Annotated in this window: 28 protein-coding genes; 18 read left to right on the top strand and 10 right to left on the bottom strand. The window is 60.3% G+C overall.

What is annotated here, in order from left to right; translation table 11 throughout:
- Nucleotides 1-57: 57 nt before the first annotated feature.
- Nucleotides 58-531, bottom strand: a complete 474-nt coding sequence (locus ACY34H_RS08645) for a hypothetical protein (protein ID WP_464977087.1) — start codon at nucleotides 529-531, stop codon at nucleotides 58-60.
- 68 nt (nucleotides 532-599) lie between these two features.
- Complete coding sequence (locus tag ACY34H_RS08640; RefSeq protein WP_464977086.1) at nucleotides 600-1,241, bottom strand: hypothetical protein; 642 nt, start codon at nucleotides 1,239-1,241, stop codon at nucleotides 600-602.
- A gap of 598 nt (nucleotides 1,242-1,839) precedes the next feature.
- Between ACY34H_RS08640 and ACY34H_RS08635 the strand changes: the two genes are divergently transcribed.
- Nucleotides 1,840-2,157, top strand: a complete 318-nt coding sequence (locus ACY34H_RS08635; protein WP_464977085.1) for a hypothetical protein — start codon at nucleotides 1,840-1,842, stop codon at nucleotides 2,155-2,157.
- Between the two features lie 60 nt (nucleotides 2,158-2,217).
- Complete coding sequence (locus tag ACY34H_RS08630) at nucleotides 2,218-2,448, top strand: hypothetical protein (RefSeq protein WP_464977084.1); 231 nt, start codon at nucleotides 2,218-2,220, stop codon at nucleotides 2,446-2,448.
- Here ACY34H_RS08630 and ACY34H_RS08625 read toward each other — a convergent pair whose 3' ends face one another.
- A complete protein-coding gene (locus tag ACY34H_RS08625) occupies nucleotides 2,449-2,799 on the bottom strand; it encodes an HNH endonuclease (RefSeq protein ID WP_464977083.1) in 351 nt (116 codons plus the stop codon).
- Between the two features lie 142 nt (nucleotides 2,800-2,941).
- Between ACY34H_RS08625 and ACY34H_RS08620 the strand changes: the two genes are divergently transcribed.
- Nucleotides 2,942-3,532 carry an HIRAN domain-containing protein gene (locus ACY34H_RS08620; protein ID WP_464977082.1) on the top strand — a complete coding sequence of 197 codons (591 nt, stop codon included), beginning with the start codon at nucleotides 2,942-2,944 and terminating at the stop codon, nucleotides 3,530-3,532.
- Nucleotides 3,533-3,624: 92 nt separating this feature from the next.
- Here ACY34H_RS08620 and ACY34H_RS08615 read toward each other — a convergent pair whose 3' ends face one another.
- The 6 genes from ACY34H_RS08615 to ACY34H_RS08590 all read right to left on the bottom strand — a co-directional run bounded on the left by ACY34H_RS08615 (nucleotide 3,625) and on the right by ACY34H_RS08590 (nucleotide 6,957).
- Nucleotides 3,625-4,134 carry a hypothetical protein gene (locus tag ACY34H_RS08615; protein ID WP_464977081.1) on the bottom strand — a complete coding sequence of 170 codons (510 nt, stop codon included), beginning with the start codon at nucleotides 4,132-4,134 and terminating at the stop codon, nucleotides 3,625-3,627.
- A gap of 35 nt (nucleotides 4,135-4,169) precedes the next feature.
- A complete protein-coding gene (locus tag ACY34H_RS08610) occupies nucleotides 4,170-4,862 on the bottom strand; it encodes a hypothetical protein (RefSeq protein ID WP_464977080.1) in 693 nt (230 codons plus the stop codon).
- A complete protein-coding gene (locus ACY34H_RS08605; RefSeq protein ID WP_464977079.1) occupies nucleotides 4,804-5,907 on the bottom strand; it encodes a YdaU family protein in 1,104 nt (367 codons plus the stop codon). The genes ACY34H_RS08610 and ACY34H_RS08605 overlap by 59 nt, the downstream gene beginning before the upstream one ends.
- A 9-nt stretch (nucleotides 5,908-5,916) precedes the next feature.
- Entirely contained in the window at nucleotides 5,917-6,114 is a 198-nt protein-coding gene (locus tag ACY34H_RS08600; RefSeq protein WP_464977078.1) for a hypothetical protein, read from the bottom strand.
- Entirely contained in the window at nucleotides 6,111-6,581 is a 471-nt protein-coding gene (locus tag ACY34H_RS08595; protein ID WP_464977077.1) for a phage regulatory CII family protein, read from the bottom strand. The genes ACY34H_RS08600 and ACY34H_RS08595 overlap by 4 nt, the downstream gene beginning before the upstream one ends.
- Nucleotides 6,582-6,732: 151 nt before the next feature.
- Nucleotides 6,733-6,957, bottom strand: a complete 225-nt coding sequence (locus ACY34H_RS08590; RefSeq protein ID WP_464977281.1) for a helix-turn-helix domain-containing protein — start codon at nucleotides 6,955-6,957, stop codon at nucleotides 6,733-6,735.
- A 111-nt stretch (nucleotides 6,958-7,068) separates the two neighbouring features.
- On the opposite strand from ACY34H_RS08590, the gene ACY34H_RS08585 reads away from it, so the two are divergent.
- From ACY34H_RS08585 to ACY34H_RS08540, 10 genes are all read left to right on the top strand, one after another.
- Nucleotides 7,069-7,770: an XRE family transcriptional regulator gene (locus tag ACY34H_RS08585; RefSeq protein WP_464977076.1), complete on the top strand. Its 702-nt coding sequence runs from the start codon at nucleotides 7,069-7,071 to the stop codon at nucleotides 7,768-7,770.
- Nucleotides 7,771-8,102: 332 nt separating this feature from the next.
- Nucleotides 8,103-8,294: a hypothetical protein gene (locus ACY34H_RS08580; protein WP_464977075.1), complete on the top strand. Its 192-nt coding sequence runs from the start codon at nucleotides 8,103-8,105 to the stop codon at nucleotides 8,292-8,294.
- 10 nt (nucleotides 8,295-8,304) lie between these two features.
- Nucleotides 8,305-8,562, top strand: a complete 258-nt coding sequence (locus ACY34H_RS08575) for a hypothetical protein (protein WP_464977074.1) — start codon at nucleotides 8,305-8,307, stop codon at nucleotides 8,560-8,562.
- Nucleotides 8,563-8,573: 11 nt separating this feature from the next.
- The gene (locus ACY34H_RS08570; protein WP_464977073.1) at nucleotides 8,574-8,756 is read left to right on the top strand and encodes a hypothetical protein; all 183 of its coding nucleotides are present in this window, start codon (nucleotides 8,574-8,576) and stop codon (nucleotides 8,754-8,756) included.
- The gene (locus ACY34H_RS08565; RefSeq protein WP_464977072.1) at nucleotides 8,753-10,861 is read left to right on the top strand and encodes a ParB/RepB/Spo0J family partition protein; all 2,109 of its coding nucleotides are present in this window, start codon (nucleotides 8,753-8,755) and stop codon (nucleotides 10,859-10,861) included. The genes ACY34H_RS08570 and ACY34H_RS08565 overlap by 4 nt, the downstream gene beginning before the upstream one ends.
- A 2-nt stretch (nucleotides 10,862-10,863) precedes the next feature.
- Nucleotides 10,864-11,121, top strand: coding sequence for a hypothetical protein (locus ACY34H_RS08560; protein ID WP_464977071.1), 258 nt, complete (start codon nucleotides 10,864-10,866; stop codon nucleotides 11,119-11,121).
- Complete coding sequence (locus ACY34H_RS08555; RefSeq protein WP_464977070.1) at nucleotides 11,118-11,645, top strand: hypothetical protein; 528 nt, start codon at nucleotides 11,118-11,120, stop codon at nucleotides 11,643-11,645. Before ACY34H_RS08560 ends, ACY34H_RS08555 begins: the two co-directional genes overlap by 4 nt.
- 160 nt (nucleotides 11,646-11,805) lie before the next feature.
- Nucleotides 11,806-12,990 carry a tyrosine-type recombinase/integrase gene (locus ACY34H_RS08550; protein ID WP_464977069.1) on the top strand — a complete coding sequence of 395 codons (1,185 nt, stop codon included), beginning with the start codon at nucleotides 11,806-11,808 and terminating at the stop codon, nucleotides 12,988-12,990.
- A gap of 164 nt (nucleotides 12,991-13,154) precedes the next feature.
- Nucleotides 13,155-14,021 (top strand): EDSAP-1 family PEP-CTERM protein, encoded by an 867-nt coding sequence (locus tag ACY34H_RS08545; RefSeq protein ID WP_464977068.1) that lies wholly within the window; start codon nucleotides 13,155-13,157, stop codon nucleotides 14,019-14,021.
- 1,384 nt (nucleotides 14,022-15,405) lie between these two features.
- Nucleotides 15,406-15,732, top strand: a complete 327-nt coding sequence (locus ACY34H_RS08540) for a hypothetical protein (RefSeq protein ID WP_464977067.1) — start codon at nucleotides 15,406-15,408, stop codon at nucleotides 15,730-15,732.
- Between the two features lie 18 nt (nucleotides 15,733-15,750).
- On the opposite strand, the gene ACY34H_RS08535 is transcribed toward ACY34H_RS08540, so the two are convergent.
- Complete coding sequence (locus ACY34H_RS08535) at nucleotides 15,751-15,945, bottom strand: hypothetical protein (RefSeq protein ID WP_464977066.1); 195 nt, start codon at nucleotides 15,943-15,945, stop codon at nucleotides 15,751-15,753.
- 312 nt (nucleotides 15,946-16,257) lie between these two features.
- On the opposite strand from ACY34H_RS08535, the gene ACY34H_RS08530 reads away from it, so the two are divergent.
- The 5 genes from ACY34H_RS08530 to ACY34H_RS08510 all read left to right on the top strand — a co-directional run bounded on the left by ACY34H_RS08530 (nucleotide 16,258) and on the right by ACY34H_RS08510 (nucleotide 19,405).
- Complete coding sequence (locus tag ACY34H_RS08530; RefSeq protein ID WP_464977065.1) at nucleotides 16,258-16,803, top strand: PEP-CTERM sorting domain-containing protein; 546 nt, start codon at nucleotides 16,258-16,260, stop codon at nucleotides 16,801-16,803.
- 316 nt (nucleotides 16,804-17,119) lie between these two features.
- A complete protein-coding gene (locus ACY34H_RS08525; RefSeq protein WP_464977064.1) occupies nucleotides 17,120-17,653 on the top strand; it encodes a PEP-CTERM sorting domain-containing protein in 534 nt (177 codons plus the stop codon).
- A gap of 71 nt (nucleotides 17,654-17,724) precedes the next feature.
- The gene (locus ACY34H_RS08520; RefSeq protein WP_464977063.1) at nucleotides 17,725-18,255 is read left to right on the top strand and encodes a PEP-CTERM sorting domain-containing protein; all 531 of its coding nucleotides are present in this window, start codon (nucleotides 17,725-17,727) and stop codon (nucleotides 18,253-18,255) included.
- Between the two features lie 42 nt (nucleotides 18,256-18,297).
- Entirely contained in the window at nucleotides 18,298-18,852 is a 555-nt protein-coding gene (locus tag ACY34H_RS08515; RefSeq protein ID WP_464977062.1) for a PEP-CTERM sorting domain-containing protein, read from the top strand.
- A 142-nt stretch (nucleotides 18,853-18,994) separates the two neighbouring features.
- Nucleotides 18,995-19,405 (top strand): hypothetical protein, encoded by a 411-nt coding sequence (locus ACY34H_RS08510; protein ID WP_464977061.1) that lies wholly within the window; start codon nucleotides 18,995-18,997, stop codon nucleotides 19,403-19,405.
- Nucleotides 19,406-19,478 lie beyond the last annotated feature (73 nt).

Here is a 19,478-nt window from a genome sequence, read left to right as displayed (position 1 = left end):
GCAGGCCGTACTGCTCGTCCCATTCCTGTAGCTGGTCGGCCGCCGGCGTGAGCGCCGCTATCTTCGCGCGGGAGAGGACATGGCGTGGTTTACGAGATCGCCGAACAGATCGTCCTGCGCGCCCTGCACGCCCGTGTCCTTGCGGACCCTGGCCAGCGACGGAATCGTCAGACATGCTTTTGGTAGCCATTGGCCCAACTCCATCTTGAGGCGTTTCTCGTCATCCGCCCAGGGTGTCGGTGTCGACCATCCTGTCTTCGACGTTTGCGATCGACCCTTCTCGTCGCACTCCTTGCTGGCCTTGATCCAGTCCACGAATGTGCGCACGATGATCGCGATCGGCATGCCGGCGGTCACATGCTCGATGCCGGCGCTGCGCAGTGAGGCGCAAATGTAGTGGTAGACCTCGCGCTCCTCCTCGGTTAACGCGAGAACCGGCGGCAGATCGGGCGAACGAACGTCGGCGCCGGAGCGGACGGAGGCCGCGCCAACCACTGGCAGTTGCGGCCTAATATTGAGCCTGTCAGACACTGGCGCTTCCCTATCAACAAAAACAAAGGGACTCGAGTTTTCGAGTCCCTTTGTTAAGGAAAATTATTCTAAGAGTGTGGCCTGTAGTTCGGCGGCGGCCCTGTGCGACTTCCTGCCAATACGATTCCTGGCACTGCAGAGAATCCTGCGATCATCCCCTTAGGAATCATGAGCGTGATTTTATCGAACTCGCAACGCTCGAAAGTACAGTTTTCAAAGACGGTCGCGCCTACTATCACGGAGTTCTCCGGATATGGGAACACGTCACCAATGTCCATGAAATCGCAATGCTCATAGCTACCACCTGATAAGACAATAACTCCTGGACCGACTAGCTTGCACCGCTTGAAGAGCTTGTTGCGATGAAGCTGGCGCCCTGGCAGATGGAGTTGATCGATACGGATGACTCTGTCTTCAAAACTGTTTAGCAATGGGTTGATGTCGCTCGCCCTGGCAGCAAATGCTGACATGGCTGCAGCATTTGCTGCTTGGGCCTGAGCGCCTTTGACCAAGAAAAATGTTAATGCAACCAGAGCAGCTGTCACTAGAGCTGCAGAAAAAATAGCGTACCACCCCAACCCGCCAATCAGTTCTGACAGATAGGCTAAAACCCCACCGACTGTGAAGCCCGCGGTGACGAAAGCGAACGTTATTATCTTCCAGCTGGAAACTGCAAGCCGACCGTACTCAATCACCTTCTTGAGATCCATATGAACTCCAGATACAAAAGTCATATGCTATCAAACCCCTAGGGGGTAGTTTTTGTTCCGCGAAAAAATACGCCTAAGCTGACGGTTTCCAGTGGCGCATCGTCGACTTTCGACCCGCCCTACCCCTCCGACAGTTACTCCCCTGAAACATCGTGCCAATCGCGACCAGGTCGGGACCGCGGGTCAGAATTGCCGGGAGCGTCCCGGCTGTCGAAGCGCGACGCTATCCAGGCCAGCCGCGCCGACATGACAATGCCGAACCACGGCCGATACTTCCGGAAGTGGTCAACGAATCGCTGCAGCCCGCTGCGCCGCTTGACGCTGGATGCCTGCGACGGTGTAATCAGGTTCAGTTCTGGCCCGACATGCCCGATTAGACGAACTTCCTTCTTCAGCTCGCCGCCAATTGTCCGACCCGGGGCACGCAACAGCGCGCCTGTCAACTCCAACGGAACTCGCCGGATCCGCTTGGCTCTTTTTGCTCGCATACTCGTCATCACGCTCTCCCTTATGTCATGTTCAGCCGGCGCCACAAGGTGCGCTGACTTCTTTCGTCATGCGCTATCCTCTTGATAGCGTCATGGCCCGAAGGACTTGCATGGATCAGCTCACCATTCTCAGTTGTCGCCGACGTAAATTCGTCCAAGCAGCGATCGTCCAAGCCGTAGTTCAGTTGCGGCTCGATATAAGCGACCTTCGTGCTTACAAACTCCTTACTGATGAGCGGGTTCCGGTTCACGTGATCGAGCGTGTCTTATCGCCGTTCGGCAATAGACGCGAGCGTGTCCATACGCGCCCACCTAATCCAGATCTCTCGTCGACATTCACAGGTGTGGGCCCCACGCTCACCTCCCCGGATCAAACCCTTGCGGCGATTTGGCTTGGACAAACCCATTTGATGCAGATCAAAGACTAGTGAAGTTCCCCTGTCCTTCTCCTTGCCTGTCCTACACTGGACAGTTCGGGAGGAGACAACATGCAGGAATTCGACCTGGTCACGTGCCGCAGGGTCAACTACATCCAAGCCGCCATGGTCCAGGCAGCGATATCGATCCAGCACACACAAGGAACCCGCGCGGCCGCAGCCGTGCTACATGGCGAAGATCTACCGCAGGACGTGATCGATCGTGTTCTATCGGCTGATGGCCCAAAGCGGCTATGGCCATACACCGCGCTGGAGAGGCCGGCCTCGCTGGTGCCCGACTAGCTATCGCTTCCAGCGGCCGCGCTTCGATTCGCCTTGCGACTTCGCGTCATGGCACAGCTCGCATAGTCCCTGCTCGTTCGTCTCATCGTCGGCACCTCCCTCGCTGAGGGGCTTGATGTGATCGCGCTGCGTGGCCGGCACCGCGCGACCCTGGCGCCGGCACTCGGCGCACAGCGGATCGCGGGCAAACAGCGCAGCGCGCATCGCCTGCAGTCGGCGCCCGGTGATCCGTTTGGTTGGCGTGACCTTCGACCAGATCTCGCGAGGATGCGCGGCGCATCGGCCGCTGCCGTCATGCACGAGAGTGCGACAGCCCTTGTAGCTGCAGGGACGGGGCGCAGCGCGCGGCATACTGCCTCCTATGGATTCGGTGCGCTTAACGTTCTCGCCCAACGCCGCCGTGCATATGCTACGGCCGAAACGGAAAGCCCCAGTCAGAGTTGCTATTCGGACATGGATATAATGTCCGGCCAACAACTATTCATGGGGCTGAATGATGGATTTAATTCCGGTGCTGCTACTACTTGCTGCCGTGGCGTACTTCGGCTGGAAGATTTACTCCGGATACCGCGACGGGCCTGACGCTGGGCCAGCGAAGCGACGGCCGCACGCGAGAGATGGCGACATGCGACCGCCACAGCAGCGACCACATACGAGGCCATACACACTTCGACGTGATGCCGGCGACAGCTCACAGCATCACCGACCGCAAGCGCAGACCACTGCGCACCACTGGGAAAACGACGGGTACCGCGACATCGAAGTAGTTGGCGAATCCCACTACCAAGGGCACATCAGGAAGATCGTTCGCACTCAGGATGACAACGGAGTCGCCGTACCGTGCGTGGCGTACCTGATACCAGAGTCTTCGAACCCGTACGACCGAAATGCCGTCCGCGTCGACATCGATGGCGGCACTGTAGGGTATCTATCGAAGGATAACGCGGTGCTGTTCCGGCAGAGGCTGGCGGACAATGCTCTGCCCGGCGCTACTACATCCTGCTCAGCCATGATTTTCGGCGGCAAGAAAACGGACCGGACGCGGACACCATACGGTGTATGGCTTGAAATGAAGAGACTGTAACCTACCCACAGACGAAAAAGCGCCTCCCAATGGGAAGCGCCTTTTTCGGCTGTAGGCACGGGACACACCCGGCAGGCAAGTTGTTGGGTACTTCAGGACAGGATCGTATCCGCCCGCTCCAAAACGCGCAAGAGGCATTGCAAATTATTTTCGGCTCGCGCGACCACCAGCTTCACATGCGGGCCGCGTACCCCCTTCAAATGCAGCCGGATGCGATCTTCCGGGAACTGGTAGATGTACTTCGCCTTGATGGCCATCCGGTCGTTGTAATCGGGGAGCATGCGCCAGGCCGCCTCGATCATCCAGCCGTCCAGGTGATCAGCCGTGACGACCCCGCGCAGCGGCTTCACCTTCTCCTCGAGCACGTCCTGCGCCGGCGGCGCCTCCGATACGCGCAGTGCAACGTACCACTTCGCCCACGACGCGCAGCAGCTGCTCGCCGCGCTGGCCGAGCCGCTCACCACGCGACGCCAGTTGGCCATCCGCCCCTCGAACTGGACCCTCGCAGTCGCTGCCTGCACTGCGCTGGCAATGTACGCAGGCACCTCGGCGTCCCGTACCGCCCCCATCACTTCTTCACTCATTTCGACCATCGCATTCATGTTGTTTTTCCCTAGTTCCGCCACACCCAACCGCCTCAACGAAGCCCCAGCGCTTGCTCCGCCATCTCGTACGCCGCGATGCTGACCGGCTTCCCAGCCGCCGCCTTGTCCAGCACCGCTCTCGCCCACCGCAGGCCGTCGCCGACTGGGCCAGCCCCAACCGTGCGTACCTGAAGCTGCCCGAGCAGCGATCGCGCGCGCTCCGGCTGCAGCCGCGTCGCCCCGGGTGCCGGCAGCGCGATTGCCCGCGCCGGCACCGGCAACAGCATCGGATCGTTCGCGTGTCGCAGCAACGCCTCGGCCCATCGCACCTTCACCTGCTCGTACGACTGGTGCGTCAGCGCATGCGCACCGATGTTGACCCATGCCCAGTAGATCGCCGGATGGGACCACTGCTCCTCCTCGCCACGCTCGCGCCGCGGCCCCTGGATGCACGCCTCGTGGTACGCGACAACGGGGTCGAGGTACGGCTGGCACAGCGCCACGAATTCCGGCAGCGTCGGCGGCCAGGCGCGGCTCTTGAGCGAATCCTTGCCCCGCTTCAGGTCGTCGTTCGACAGGCCGGCAAGACCATCGGCCCAGGCGTTGACCAGGTCGTCGCTATCGGTCATACCCCACTGGTCCGTGAACCGCTTGCCGTAGCAGAGCAGCATGTAAGCGAGCAGCTTCTCAACCCATACCTGGAGCGGGGTTGAGGTCGATGAATTCAGGGGTGTCACGTTGCTCATGGCGAGTCTTTCCGGTGAGTTTGGCGGCCCATGCGTGGGTCTGTTCGTTGGCGATCTGGCGTGCCGACTGCCGTAGTGGCGAGGCGCCTGCAGCACGCACCGTACTTGCCTCCTTGGCCCACGTTTCGATCACCTTGACCGCGTACTTCAGGTGGTTCGAACCCATGCGCTTCGCCTCCACGCACGCGGCGGCCATGGTCTCGACGCTGACGCCCTGGCTTGCAAGCTCGATCAACAGGGGATTGGCAGCGTTCGTCATCACTCCCTCCTTTCGGCAGGCGATGCTCAGGTCGACTGCGGTCACGCGCGGCTCTTCGCTCAGTGTTGGCGCATGAGAGGGGTTGTCTTGGTTCTGGTTCTGGTTCTGGTTCTGGTTCTGGTTCTGGTTCTGGTTGGCAGGTGCGCGCAAGGTGCCCGCATCCTGCGCGCACGCTGCGCGCACACTGCCCGCATCTTGCGCGCATCCTTCGACGATTTCGCCCGCAGGATGCGCGACCAATCGTGCAGTCGCCGCACGCGCGGACTCCACCGCCGCAGCAGCGGCGGCCTGCGCAACGAGGTCCAGCTCGCCCTGGCTTCGCATGGCCTGCTCCAGATTGGCGATCATGTCCTCGACGTCCCGCGTAGCATCGTCGGCGCCGTGGCGATTCACGAAATCGAGCAAGAGCCCGCGGGCTTGCACCGCATCCTTGGCCCGCACGTGCGCACGGATCGCCTTGTCTGCGGTCTTCCACGCCTTCGCCCGGCCACCGGCCGCGCTCTTCGCCGCCCCCGCGTGGAAGATCTCGATCTCACGGTCGCAACGGCCATTCACCCAGCCCGCGTCGGTGAGCGTGAAGAATTCATCCAGCACGACACGCGCCGCGGCAATTTCGTCGGGGTCGCGCAGAATCAACCTGCGGAACAGCACTGCCTCGTCGGCCGGCAGCGGCTGCTCCTTCATGTAGTACAGGTCCATCATTTCGCGGTAGACGCTCCGCTCGATGCGGGTCAGGTGGCGCGTGGCGTTGTTGAAGTCGCCGATGTGGTGCGGGTAGTGGTGCATGGGTCGATCCTAGGTTTGCGTGCGGTAGGGCACGCGCTGGCCGCCCATCAGGGACGGCGAATTGCGGTAATCGAAGGCGCCGTCACGAGGGACGATGGTGTTGACGCGGCGCTGGAGCGGACGGAACGGCGGCACCGTTGGCGCGCGTACCAACTCGGCCGGCGGATCAACCGCATCGTCGATCGCGGTGTCGTGACGCGCACTCATGCGGCCTCCGCATTTTTCGTGACTGGCAGGTCCGCCATTTCCTTCAACCGTGCAACGAGCTGGTGCATGCCCTGGTTGGCCCGGTACACGGCAGCCTCGACGGCACGGATTTCGTGAAGCTCGATTCGGCCATCGGCCAGGGTGCGCAAGACTTCGTCGCCGACGCTGCCGTGACCGGCCATTACTTGAACGACCAGTTCAAGCACGGCCAGATCGGACGCCGGTGTATTGCTGTCGATTTTCACGCACACGTATCCGTGGTTCGCCGCGAGCGCATGCAGCACGCGAGCATCGCCGGTGATGCCGATGACCTGGTCGACATCCTCGAGCAGGACACGGTTTGCCGTGTTGTTAAGGTTAGCTTTGTTGCGCAGGATCTGCGCCGACATGCCTAATCGGATCGCGAGCGCTTCGCATCCACCAATCGCGTCGTGCACAGTGCGGTAAAAGGCGTCGAGGATATTCATTTTGTAATGTTGATAAAAAATGTAGTAAGGATTTGCCACAGATGAAATACTTCAACAACTGTTAAAGTAAGAACTTTTTCTTTTCCATTGGGCAACTTTGCGGACGCAAAGCGGCCCCCTGCGCACTGCCGTGCGCTTCTGGCTGGCTCAGTTAGCGGGGATCGGTCGCTCGTCGTCGAGGCACTATCTCGACAGGATCGGCAGGTATCAAGCCGCTATCGAGTTGCCTATACAGCTCGGTAATTGCCCGATACGTACTTGCGCGACACTCTGCTTGCCCACGCAGAATACGATTCACGGTCGGCTGCGATGTATTGAGTTCGGCAGCAATCCGGGGCTCGCTCCACCCCGTCCGCGCCTTAACCTCGCTCAACATGTCCGTAATTGTTTTTTCCATGTTGCCACTCTATACGCGAATGGATAAATGAGTCAATACACGAATGAATGGAACGTTGTTTCTATCTATACGCGTGCGTATAGTCCCTGCATGGATATCGCAAGCAGACTTGATCAAGCAATGAAGGCCGCTGGCTTTCAATCGCAGAGCGCTCTATCGCGAGCCTCTGGCGTGCCCCAGCCCACAATAAATCGCATACTGAAGAGCATCGGAGTCAGAGGTCCGGAAACCGAGACTATTCGCAAGCTCGCTATTGCCTGCAACGTACCTTTCGTCTGGCTCATCGAGGGCAAAGACGGCGACGATGCAGGGCAGCGTGCGCCACTTCCCCAAGGGCTTGTGGAAGTAACCATTCCTGAGCCAGACGATCCCGATTTTTATCAGATACCAAAAGTGCAGCTACGCCTCCAAGCCGGAATAACCGGATTCCAGACAGTTCCCGAGATTCACGACGGCGCAAAGGTCAGCATCCCTAAGAACTGGGCCGATCGAAACGGCTATTCCCCGTCGAAATTGTTCGCACTTCCGATCAAAGGCGAAAGCATGGAACCTAATCTCTATGCCGGAGACGTTGTGATTGTGAATACTGCCGACACTCGCCAGGTCGACGGCGGGGTGTATGCGGTCAATTACGAAGGAGAGGCAGTCGTAAAACGACTCACCCGCGACGCTGGTCAATGGTGGCTGAGCTCGGATAACCCTGATCAGCGGAAGTTCCACCGGAAGAGCTGCCAAGGGGGCGACTGCATCATCGTGGGCCGCGTGGTGCGACGAGAGACAGTCCACATTTAGTTTTGATGTTTCCACGCAACAAAGCCACATGCACTGTGGCTTTTTTTTCGCCCTATCTATCCATTCACGTATTGATATATCTATTCGTTCGTGTATATTTTGTGTTCAGCACATTACTGGAGGCAAACATGTCTTGCGCACCCCACGAACCGGATTTCCGACAGCCTAATACCTCCCCCAAGACCTATCACGTCACTGTCCGCACGTCTGCACAAAAAGTCCAGTTTGACGAGGTCGCGGATTCGAGCATTGAGCTTCACATCTCGACAGTCGAACGTTTCGGGGCATGCGGCGTCTCCGTTCGCCTGGCTTGAGGCTTAGCTGCTAGCGAAATGAACAACTCAGCACCCGACGATCTAGCGATCGACATCGCATACCGATCGCTCGGCACAAACAAAACACTTGAGCAAGTGAAGACCGACCCAGCACTGCGCAGGGTCCTGTATTCCCGCGCGCTCAAACACATGCGGCACCGGGCCCGCTTCGACCCGAAGCGGCTCCAGGCCAACGACAACGATGACTGAAAGGACTCACATGCAAGCACAACAAATCGGCCGCGGCGCGGTCGTCGACTTCGACACGCCGGAAGGCCCGCAGCGCGGCACCGTCGAGAGCGTCCTGCTCGACATCACGAATAGCCGCCGGCTTGCCGCAATTCGCGTGCCGCACACGCTGGACGGCATGCCCTGGCTCATGCAGGTTGCCGACCTGCGCCTGGCCACGCCGACCACCGGCAATGCTTGTGCAGACGTCTGCACAAACAACATTGATACCGAAGCAACCGCGCAATGAGGACTCCAAACATGCTGCGCCTTATCCAGCTCAGCGCCGAATGTGCAGAGAAGTCCAGCACGGGAACGGCGGACGCTCGCGCCCGCGCTTTCGTTGCCGCGCTATCCGGAGCCCTGCACCCTACTGACACCGAACTCTCCGACCGCGTGTTTGCCCTGCTGCGCGACGAGCCACAAACCAAGAGCCCCAAATGACCGCATTGACCATCCTCGAAGCCCCGTTGCCACCGGCATCCGACGCACCGATCATCGTCGACGAACTGGTGCTGGAAGACGGCAGCACGTTCGGCAAGTTCGCGCTGTGCCACATCCGCATCTCCACCACGAACCGCAAGCGCTTCAACCCTGAGAAGCTGCAGCAGCTGGCCGACAGCATCCGCGACAAGGGCGTCGCCCAGCCGATCCTGCTCCGCCCCGTCGAGCCGACCGCCGCGGCGCCGCAGCGCTACGAGATCATCGCCGGCGAGCGCCGCTTCCGCGCATCGGTCATGGCCGGGCTGACGCACATCCCCGCGATCAGCCGCAAGATGTCGGACCACGACGCGATCGAACTGCAGATCCTGGAAAACCTGCAGCGCGAAGATCCGCATCCGCTCGAGGAGGCCGAAGGCTACGAGCGCCTGATGCTCACGCACGGCTACAACGCCGACCAGCTGACCGAACGCCTGAAGAAGAGCCGCTCGTACATCTACGGCCGCCTGAAGCTGTGCGCCCTGGCGCTCGATGTGCGCGAGCCATTCCTGAACGACGAGATCAGCGCGTCGACGGCGCTGCTGATTGCGCGGATTCCGGTACCGAAGCTGCAGGCCCAGGCGCTGAAGGAAATCCTGAAACCCCAGTACGGGAGCGAACCGATGTCGGTGCGTGCCGCGGCCCAGCACATCCAGGGCCGGTACACGCTGACGCTGGCCAGCGCGCCGTTCGACATCAAGGATGGCAAGTTACTGGCAGCGGCCGGCACGTGCGGCGCATGCCCAAAGCGGACCGGCAACCAACCCGTGCTGTATCCCGACGTCGACGCCAACATTTGCACCGACCCGGAGTGTTTCGCCGAGAAGCGCGCGGCGCACGACGCCCGCGTGATCGTCCACGCGAACAAGGCCAAGATCCCGGTGCTGCGCGGCGACGAAGCGAGGGCAGCACTGGCCGATCCGAACGTCATCCTCGACAACTCCGGCATGTGGCGGCTGGACCGCGTATCCATCAGCGATGGCCGCACGATCGCCCAGGCCCTGACCGAGAAGCACCTGCCGCCGCCAGTAGCCGTCATCGACCTGGAGAACGGCAGCATCAAGAAGCAATACGACCGCGCAGCGCTGCAGGCGGCGGCAGAGAAGGCCGGCATCTGTCTGACTCGCGAGGCATGGGATGCCGAACAGGCCGCCAAAGCCGCGACACCCCAGGCACAGGCACGGAAAAACGCGCTGGCAAAGGAAGACGCCGAGCGCGCGGAGCGTGAGCGCCGCGCAGAGGAGCTCACGACCGAACGCGTCGCGCTGTACCGCAAAGTGCGCGAACGAACCTACGGCACCCTGTCGCTTGCATCGCTGCGGGAAGTAGCGAAGGAATTGCTGGTCGAGCACTCGCTCCCGCATGGCGAACTGGCCGACCTCTACCCTTTCGAGTCCCGCAGCGACGAGGCGACGTGCGCCTACATCGACCAGGCATCGCAGGCGGATGTGCAGATGCTCATCTTGGACTTGCTGATCGCGCAGCATCTCGACGTATCACCGTGGGATCTGCAGCACAACACCGACGGCGATGACGACGGCTTTGCCGTTGTACGCAAGATCGCCCAGCACGAAGGCGTCGATGCCGACCAGGTTGACACCGCCGGCGTCGGCGAGCAGCCCGAAGACACTTTCGGCATCGACCTGGCCGTGCTGCAGGACGTCGACACGCTGCGCGCATTCGTCACCGCCAACCCGGGCAAGCTGAACGACGTAACGCCCCTGGTAATCAAGAAAGCGCCGCACCTGGTCAAGGCGCTGGATGTCATTGGCCACGAGCCCGGCTACATGTGGCGCGACAACGAATGGCATCCGCCCGAGCCGGCGAAGCTCGCGCCGGCAGCAGCCTGGCCGTTCCCGAAAGCCAGTCCGGGATCGCCGGCCGACAAGGCGAACACCGAGGCAGTACGCAAGACGCTGACGCTCAAGCTGCGCGCGCCATCCAGCACCGGCGACAGCGACCAGGCCGGCCCTGCCGTTCGCACCAAGGCACCGGCCAAGACGATCACCCTGGCCCACACCCTGGCGTACACCGCGCCCGAAACCGAGAACGAACCAGCACAGGAATAGCAATGCAAACGACACAGACCCGCGCCGGCGACGCATCCGGCCGCTGGCTGTTCTGCACGGAAGCCCACCCGCCCGCGGGTGTCCACCGGACAGCCGGCCAGCACATCGAGACGACATTCAAGCTGGGCCGGTTCCAGCACTTCGACGGGAACACGTGGGGCGCCGTCGCACTCGATGCCGCCGCCGCCGTCGCACTGGCCAGCACCCCGTCCCAATTTCGCCCCACTTACTGGCTCGCGCCAGAAGGAGAATTCGCATGAACGCAATGACACCAACTTCCGTCCTCGCCGCGCAGGCACTCGATTTCCGCAGCACCGCAGTTGACTTGGCCGCGCAACTACAGCAGGCATCGCGCAGTGCGGTGCTGCTTGCCGACGACCTGGCCGGAGCTGAACGCATCGTCAATATCCTGGTCAAGTTCATGCCGCCAGCGCAGATGATTCACGCGCGCCTTGAGATCAGCGAGGATGCAATGCATGCACCTGGCGCCGTGACGCCGGCTGCTCTCGCCGTTCTGGCCGAACGCCGACGCCAGAGGGAGCAGGAAGGATGGACGCTGGAGCACGACGACGTGCACGAAGGCGGTGAGCTGGCCGAAGCGGCAATGTGCTACGCCGACCCAGCCGCGCACTGCCAGCTGGGCATTCCACACCAGTGGCCATGGACCACGGACTGGTGGAAGCCGCGCGATCGCCGAAGCAACCTGGTGCGCGCCGGCGCCTTGATCATTGCCGAGATCGAGCGCCTCGACCGTGCTGACGCCGCTCGGCTACAGGAAGAGTAGCAATGATCAGGTATCTGACAATTTCCAAGTTCGCCGCCGAAACCGGCTATACCGAGGACGCCATCCGGACGAAGATCCGCGACGGCATTTGGCCGAAGGGCCAAGTCTGGATCAAGGCGCCAGACGGTCGAAATTTGATTGACGTACAAGGATATGAAGCATGGGTCGTGACGGGCGAGGCGTTAAAGGTGCATCGGCAAGCAGTATCGAAATCACCTTCATGTATAACGGGGCTCGCTGCCGTGAAAGGATTCCGCTCAAGCCCACCACCGCTAACCTGAAACGAGCCGAGCAGCACCGAGCCGCGGTGCTGTATGCCATCGCGGACGGCAGCTTCGACTACGCAAAGACCTTCCCGACCTCGAAGCACGCGCGCAAGTTCTCCAAGGAGGCTCCCGACACGCGCCTGGTCGAGCAATTCCTGCGGCAGTGGCTGGAGGATAAGCAGAAGCAGCTGAAAGCCAGCTCGTTCAACGGCTACCGCAAGATCGTCGAGGGCGATTTGATCCCGATGTTCGGTCCGCTGCAACTGGCCGATCTGACGCGCAAGGTCATCAAGGACAAGCTGAAGGGCAAAAACGTGTCTAACAAAACGCTCGCGAACATTCAGAGCGTTTTGCGTGCGGCACTCACCGATGCGATCGACGAGTACGAACTGATCGAATCAAATCCCATCGCAGGCTGGACATATCGGAACAAGGAAGCGCTGCAAACCGAAGACGAGATCGATCCGTTTACCGCAGACGAGCAGTCGGTGATTCTGCTGAACCTCGATGGCCAAGCCCGCAACTTCGTCCAGTTCGCTTTCTGGACAGGCATGCGCACGTCGGAACTGGTCGCGCTCGACTGGACCGACGTCGACCTGGTACGCGGCACCGTGCGCGTTTCGAAGGCACAGACGCAAGTATCCGGTGAAGCCGAAGTCCCAAAGACCGCGGCTGGCCGGCGCGACGTGAAGCTCCTGCCGCCGGCGCTCGAAGCCCTGGAAGCGCAGAAGCAGCACACTTGGCTCAAGGGTCAAGAGATCTTCCAGAATCCACGCACAGGCGAACGCTGGGCCGGCGACCAGCCGATCCGGAAGACCATGTGGATGCCGGCACTGAAACGTGGCGGCGTGCGCTACCGCTTCCCCTATCAAACGCGCCACACGTACGCCAGCATGATGCTGTCTGCCGGCGAGCACCCGATGTGGGTAGCCGCGCAGATGGGCCATGCCGACTGGACGATGATCGCCAGAGTGTACGGCCGCTGGATGCCGGAAGCCGATCCGAACGCCGGCGACAAGGCACACGAGAGGTTCGGGAACGAAGGCAGGATGACAGCTTATCGACTCAGGACAGCATAACGATCATGGTTACTTAAGCTACTTTCGCCCCTGCGAAAAGCGTGGCAGTTTCAACACAGTGCAGCGGGCTCAGCAATGTAAGTGCATGCTAATCTTCCTGATGGTCCGCCCGTACGCGTTATGAATCCCTGGCTCGGCCACCACTTCGACAAGGAGAACATGCAATGAATGCTATTGGGAAATTCCTGTTGGCGGGTGTTGCCGTAGCAACGGTTTGCTGTGCGGGCAGCGCGCGCGCGGACTCCTCCGCTTCCGCCATCCTAAGTATCAGTAATTTCCGGTTGCTGCATGAAGACGGTACAGCATACACGGTGACCGATTTCAACACCGTGTATATCTCGTCGCCCTCCGCGGTTGCGGACGCGACGCTCGGCGGCACGACAGGCAGTGCGCTGGGATCGACCGATCTGATCAACCAGTGCGTCGGCGGGGCATGCCCCGTCATGCCTGAGAACGACTTCGCGACGATCCCGGTCCCGACGCCGAACGGCCAGTTCGCCCGCGGCGACCAGCTAACGACCGGCAACTTTGTCGGGGTCGACAACGTGGCAGCAGGCGCGGATACGCACAAACGTGCCGATTTCTCCACGCTGGGCGGGGCGCACGCCGATGTGCGCGTGTTCGACCTTCAGTACATGACGTTCAGCCTGATGCCGGGCTCGGATGGGGTGGTGCGGCTTGACTTTGACTACAGCGTTTATCTCGACGCGCATGTGTCGGCCGGATCACCCGAGTCTGCGTGGAGCCGCGTTGCGTGGGAAGTCCTGATCCGGAGCGACAACTCGGGCGTGCATGTATTTTCGCTGGAGCCGTCCGAACTGAACGCCTTCTTCAGCAGTGGCGCACCGGGAGTGCCGCCTTACTCGGCTACCGGCAGCATGAGCGGATTGGCGTTCCTGCAGCCCGGCAGTTTATACACTCTGGAGATCCGTGGACTGACCACGGTCAGCGCCGTGCCGGAGCCCGGAATGACAGCGATGCTGCTGGCCGGGCTGCTTGTCACGGCAGCCTTGCGCCGGCGCCGCCGTTGAGCGGCATCGGCAGCCGGGCGCGATGACGTTACCTGTCACTCCTGGGCTTGGTCGTTGTCAGAATGATAAGCCTGCTCAATGACTAAATCCGGCGATGGCCTACGCTTCTTCGATCCGAGTACACGAGCCGTTACCCAGATTGGTACGCTGGCATTGCGCAGATATTCGGCAGCCTCATTCGTACCTAGCATTGACTGGAATACGATTGCAACCTCTACCCGCTGTGATGTCATGGTGTCCGTCCGAAGATCAGTCGGGACAAGAGCAGGATTTGAGATCATTTCCCTGCGTACAGCGTAACGACGATCTGCTCGCCGTACTTGTCCCTGCTTTTGTTCGAGTATTCTTTTGATGACCTCTGCAGGAACCCCCTCACGAAGCAGTATCCAGTACGCCCTGTCCGAGCCAAGAACCTTGTTGATATGCACCGCAGCCTCAACATAAGCAGCGCACACATAGTTCCGTCGACGGCAGCTTGTATATCGATTGTTCATTCTATTGTGTGCGCCAGGTTGTCCGCATGGGAAGCGCTTTACGATCCTCGTCCGCCTAGGCAGCAGGAGCGCTCATGAGACGAAAGCACTACAGTTTGCCACTGTTACTTGCAAGAGTCGAGTGAACAGAACTTTAAGTTCTCACATGGTTCCCGAAGGCTTTATTAATTGCGGAAAAGAAATTTGACCATACGCCGCCCGCTACCTGTTAGCCACGATACTTCTAGCTGACCGAACCCAACAATGACGACTTAATGACAGCATGCTGGCTTAGAACCGCATGAATGCTAGCGATAACGCGGGTTCGATTCCCGCCGTCTCCACCACCGAACAAAAGAAAAGGGCCCAAGCTTGCTTGGGCCCTTTTCTTTTGTTCTGACGGTTCCGACTCCGGGATTGGAATCCGCGTCCGTCCCCGACGGACGCGGGGCTTTGGCGGGGTTTCGCCGAGCACTGCTCGGCGCCGCCAAAGCGACGTGCGCTTGCAAGCGCACGGCTCTCCGATTCGCCCATTCCCGACATCGCTTCGCGATGTCGCTACCGCCCGGCGGGCTTGTTTCCGCCGAGCGGAATGCACATCCAGCCACGATCAGCCCTCGATGCAACGGTTCGCAGCCTGGTTGTCTGTCATACCAGCGCCGGGCATCGCCAGAGTCATGCCGCTGACCAATCCCCTGAAGCTGGAACTGGGGGACTGGACCGGAACTGTATTTTTATACAGCATCTAGCACCCTACTTTGAATGCAGTGCAGACGTCTGCACAGAAACGGTCGAACACCTGAAACCCAGCCGCTTCACTCATGAATTGTATTTTTCTAAGTTAATTATTATTGGCACATCGAAATTATCTTGTAGTACTATTCCTACAAGAACTGATCGAGGAGAAGAACATGCATGGAAATGCGGCAAAAATCACCGCTCTACAAGACAGCCCGCCACAGCGGGCATCCTTCCTGTTGTGGGCGAGTCAACATTTGCGTACCCTCTTCCATGAGATAAGAACGTGTCTCGACCCTATAACCGAGGTCGCCGATTCATCACTGCAACAGCCTGAAGCAACAACACATACATTCACATGTTTGACCGAACAGGAAGCTCAAGAGCATGCACGCCTGTTCATTCAACAAGGCTATGTAGCGGTAGTCGAGAAGGATGCCTATGACTACTCCTGGGCCGTGGAGGTACTGGTACCACATCCCGTCAAATCGGTACCCTGACCACTCTCATCACGCTAATCATTGCTGAGCCACCGCCTTGAGATCCTCGCTCCTCCTGAAGCCCGGGTGCAAGCCCGCATAAGACAAGGCATGCGGTAGCGCCGCATCCATCGCGTTTTTCGACTTCAGATCGCGAAATGCCGCCAGCGTCGCGGTCAGGCTCGGCGGCATCCCCGGCAGGCTCACCCGCCCCGCCACGTTGTCGCCGCGCATGAATCCAGCATTAAGCAAATCCCGCAAACAATTGCCTTAGCTCGTCCAGCCAGGTAGTTGCACTTTCGCAGCAGAATCGCGCATCGCCACGCTGGCAGTTCAGGCATTTATACGGGTCTCAACACTGCATTCCTCGGCCAGCCCCGACGCGCATTGCCCACCCCCACCTCCCATTCCAACACAAATAACATCCCTATAATCAAGGCTGACTATCAATTAAATATCCGCCAAATAATTCCCGATAACCGTGCAATACTGGTCTGCCGTGCTTGCTTCCAGAAAGCCCCCTCTCCTCGAACGAAGGAAACCGCCATGACCATCACCAGGTTCTTCCATGCAGCAATCGCCATCAGCGCGTTGTTTATCGGCCTCGTGCAACCCGCGCAAGCCGATATCGTTACCTGGACCGGCGACACGACCGGCGGCCCCTCTTTCGATCGCCCATTCGTGGACTTCAGCGACCTGTCGCCGAATGGTGCCGGCGCCATCTATGACACCATCGAAATCTCGGTGACCGAGGACGGAGAATATTCATTCACCATGCACGGCGTGGGCTTCGATACTTTCCTGCTGCTGTATGAGACTGCTTTCAACCCTGCGGATCCGCTGGTAAATGGTGTAGCCGCCAACGACGATCTGGCAAGCCTGCGCACCTCCGGCTTTGCCGCCGACCTGGTGGCCGGGACCGAATATTTCGTTGTTGTCACTGGTTTCTCCAGCGGGGATGCCGGCGCCTACAGCCTGACGATCAGCGGCGAAGGTGCGATCTCGGCTGTGCCGGAACCGTCAACCTGGCTCATGCTGGCAATAGGCTTCGGCGCACTCGTCCATGCACGGCGCACGACGCGGCAGCATTGAAAACAAGCTCATTCATCGCTGCATCAGCGGAGCCAGGGCTCCGCTTTTTATTCGCGCAACGCATTTTCAGCGGATAAAAGCGAGTGTCGCTTTTGCCCAACACCTCATGTGCGCACTATGTTCACAACTTTTAACATGGCTCCCTCTTGAGGAGTATCCATTAAGTAATTAATAATTCCATAAAAAAATATCATTAGCTAATACTTAAAAAAAGCTTAATTGCTCTGCCGTGCATGCAAAAATCTCATGCAATACTGATCTCACTCGTTGAGATAACTCTTCGGGAAAACCCTTCCACTTGGAGCAAGAGATCAATATGGACACCACGAAGTTCTTGCGTGCTACGGTCGCCACGAGCGCACTGTTCATCGGCCTCGCACAAACCGCCAGCGCTGAAATCGTCACCTATACCGGCAACACCACCGGAGGCCCGACCCTCGATCTGACGCCGTGGGAATTCCTCGACGCCGATGCAGTTGCTTACTCGCAGTACTCCTTCACGGTCGATACCTCGGGTGAATACTCCTTCCAGGTTCTGGGCGATTACGACACCGTGGCGCTGCTGTTTGAAACCAGCTTCGATCCAGCCGACACCTCGGCGAATTTCTACGCTGGCAATGACGACGACGTTTCAATCATCACGTCGGCACTGTCGGCTGAACTGGAAGCCGGCACCACCTACCACTTCGTCGTCACCGGTTACGACAATTCGCAATACGGCCAGTTCGCTGCCCAGATCGGCGGCCCTGGCCTGATCTCCGCCGTGCCTGAACCGTCGACCTGGCTGATGATGGGGCTGGGCCTGGCGGCAGTGGGCTACAGCGCTCGCCGCAAATCGCAACAGCACTGATCCATCCCGATGGCGGAGCCTGGTGCTCCGCCATGCATTCATCTCCCACTGACTCCCATAAGGAACAAGCGATGAATTTCACAAAGCTCTTCCGTACCGCGTTCACGATCTGTGCGCTGTTCGCTGGACTCATGAGTACCGCCCGTGCCGATTTCCATATCGAGCGGGGCGACACGACCGGCTTGCCCACGCTCGACGTCGGCGCGATCTATCTCGATGCGGGCAATGCGGTGCCCTACGATGCGCTGACCTTTACGGTGAGCGCCGGCGGCACCTGGCAGTTCCTTGCCATGGCGGAGTTTGATAGCGCTATCTTCCTCTACATGAACGACTTCGACGCGGCCGCACCAACCACCAACCTGATCGCCCACAGCAACGATATCTTCTCGCCGGATACGTCGGGCTTCGTGTCGTTACTGTTCCCGGGCGCGACCTACACGGTGGTAGTGACAGGTCTGCAGGACAGCGAATTCGGCAAGTACAGCCTGACGATCGCCGGCCCCGGCAGTGTCGCGGCCGTGCCGGAACCGTCGACCTGGCTGATGCTGGCCATGGGCCTGGCCGCCGTCGGCTATGCACGGCGCCGCGCCGCCACGCGCTGATGCGCGGTCGATGAACCTGTCCACCATCTTCGAGGAAACGTCATGAACATCAGAAAACTGTTCCGTACCGCGCTCGCGGCATGCGCGCTGTTCACCGGTTTCGCCGGCACGGCCAGCGCGGAATTCTTCAGCCACGTCGGCGATTCCACCGGATCGCCAACCTGGGACGTCGACGCCGCCTTCAATGGGGTCGGCACTGTCGTGCCTTACCAGGCGTTCGACTTCCATGTCGACGCGGACGGCGTCTACAAATTCCTGGCTGCGGCCCGCTTCGACAGCATGGTCATCCTGTACGAAGGCGGCTTTGACGCCAGCGCGCCGAACGACAACCTGATCCGTTTCAACGACGACATCCTGACGCCCAATACGTCGGGTTTCCAGACCGAATTGACGGCTGGCCTGCAGTACACCTTCGTCGTCACGGGTTTCAACGACGGGGAATTCGGCGCCTACACGTTCACCATCGGCGGTCCGGGCAATATCATGCCGGGGCCGGCGCCGCTGGCAGCGGTACCGGAACCATCGACCTGGCTGATGCTGGGCCTCGGCCTGGCCGCCGTGGGGTTCGCGGCAAGGCGCCAGTCGCTGCAGCGATGACCTGAACGGCGGGGCCGCGGCCCCGCCGTTCCGCACCTGGTTCCACTGCCTGTCCTCCTACACCCGCCCCTCCCGCGCGCCTATTCTCCGCTCCCTTGCCGAGTCCTAAGATGGTTGGCATTCGATCAATCAGGAGACCATCATGCAAAATCAAGGAAACGGCGGCCGTACCCTGGACCAGAAAACCCATGACGGCACCAGCAGCGCGGCAACCATGGGCACCGGCGGCACCGGCCGCACCGGAACCGAGGAAGGCTACGACGAGGCCGTGAACACGCCATGGCAAAGCGGCATGCAGTCGGCCGGGCGCACCGACGATTTATTGTCCGACGGTTCGGAAGCGGACCAGGAAGGCTTCGCCGGCGGCGGCACCGATCAGTTGCGCAATCCCGCGGCAGGCAGCCAGGCAGGCTCCGGCGCGGGCAACCGGCAGCAGGAACGCAACGAGGATCGTGAGCAAAGCCTGTCCGGCGAAGGCCGCCCCAGCGATCCCACCGGCCTGCAGGGTTCCGCCGGCAACCAGCAATCGGGCGGCGACGATCGGCAGGGCTGATGCAGGGCCGGGGGAATACTGAAACGAGGCCGCGCCGCCAACACCCCGGTGGCAGCGGCCCGGCTCCCGCTCG

Source organism: Pseudoduganella sp. jia 9 (assembly GCF_055502615.1).
This window is presented reverse-complemented; position numbering and strand designations above follow the sequence as displayed.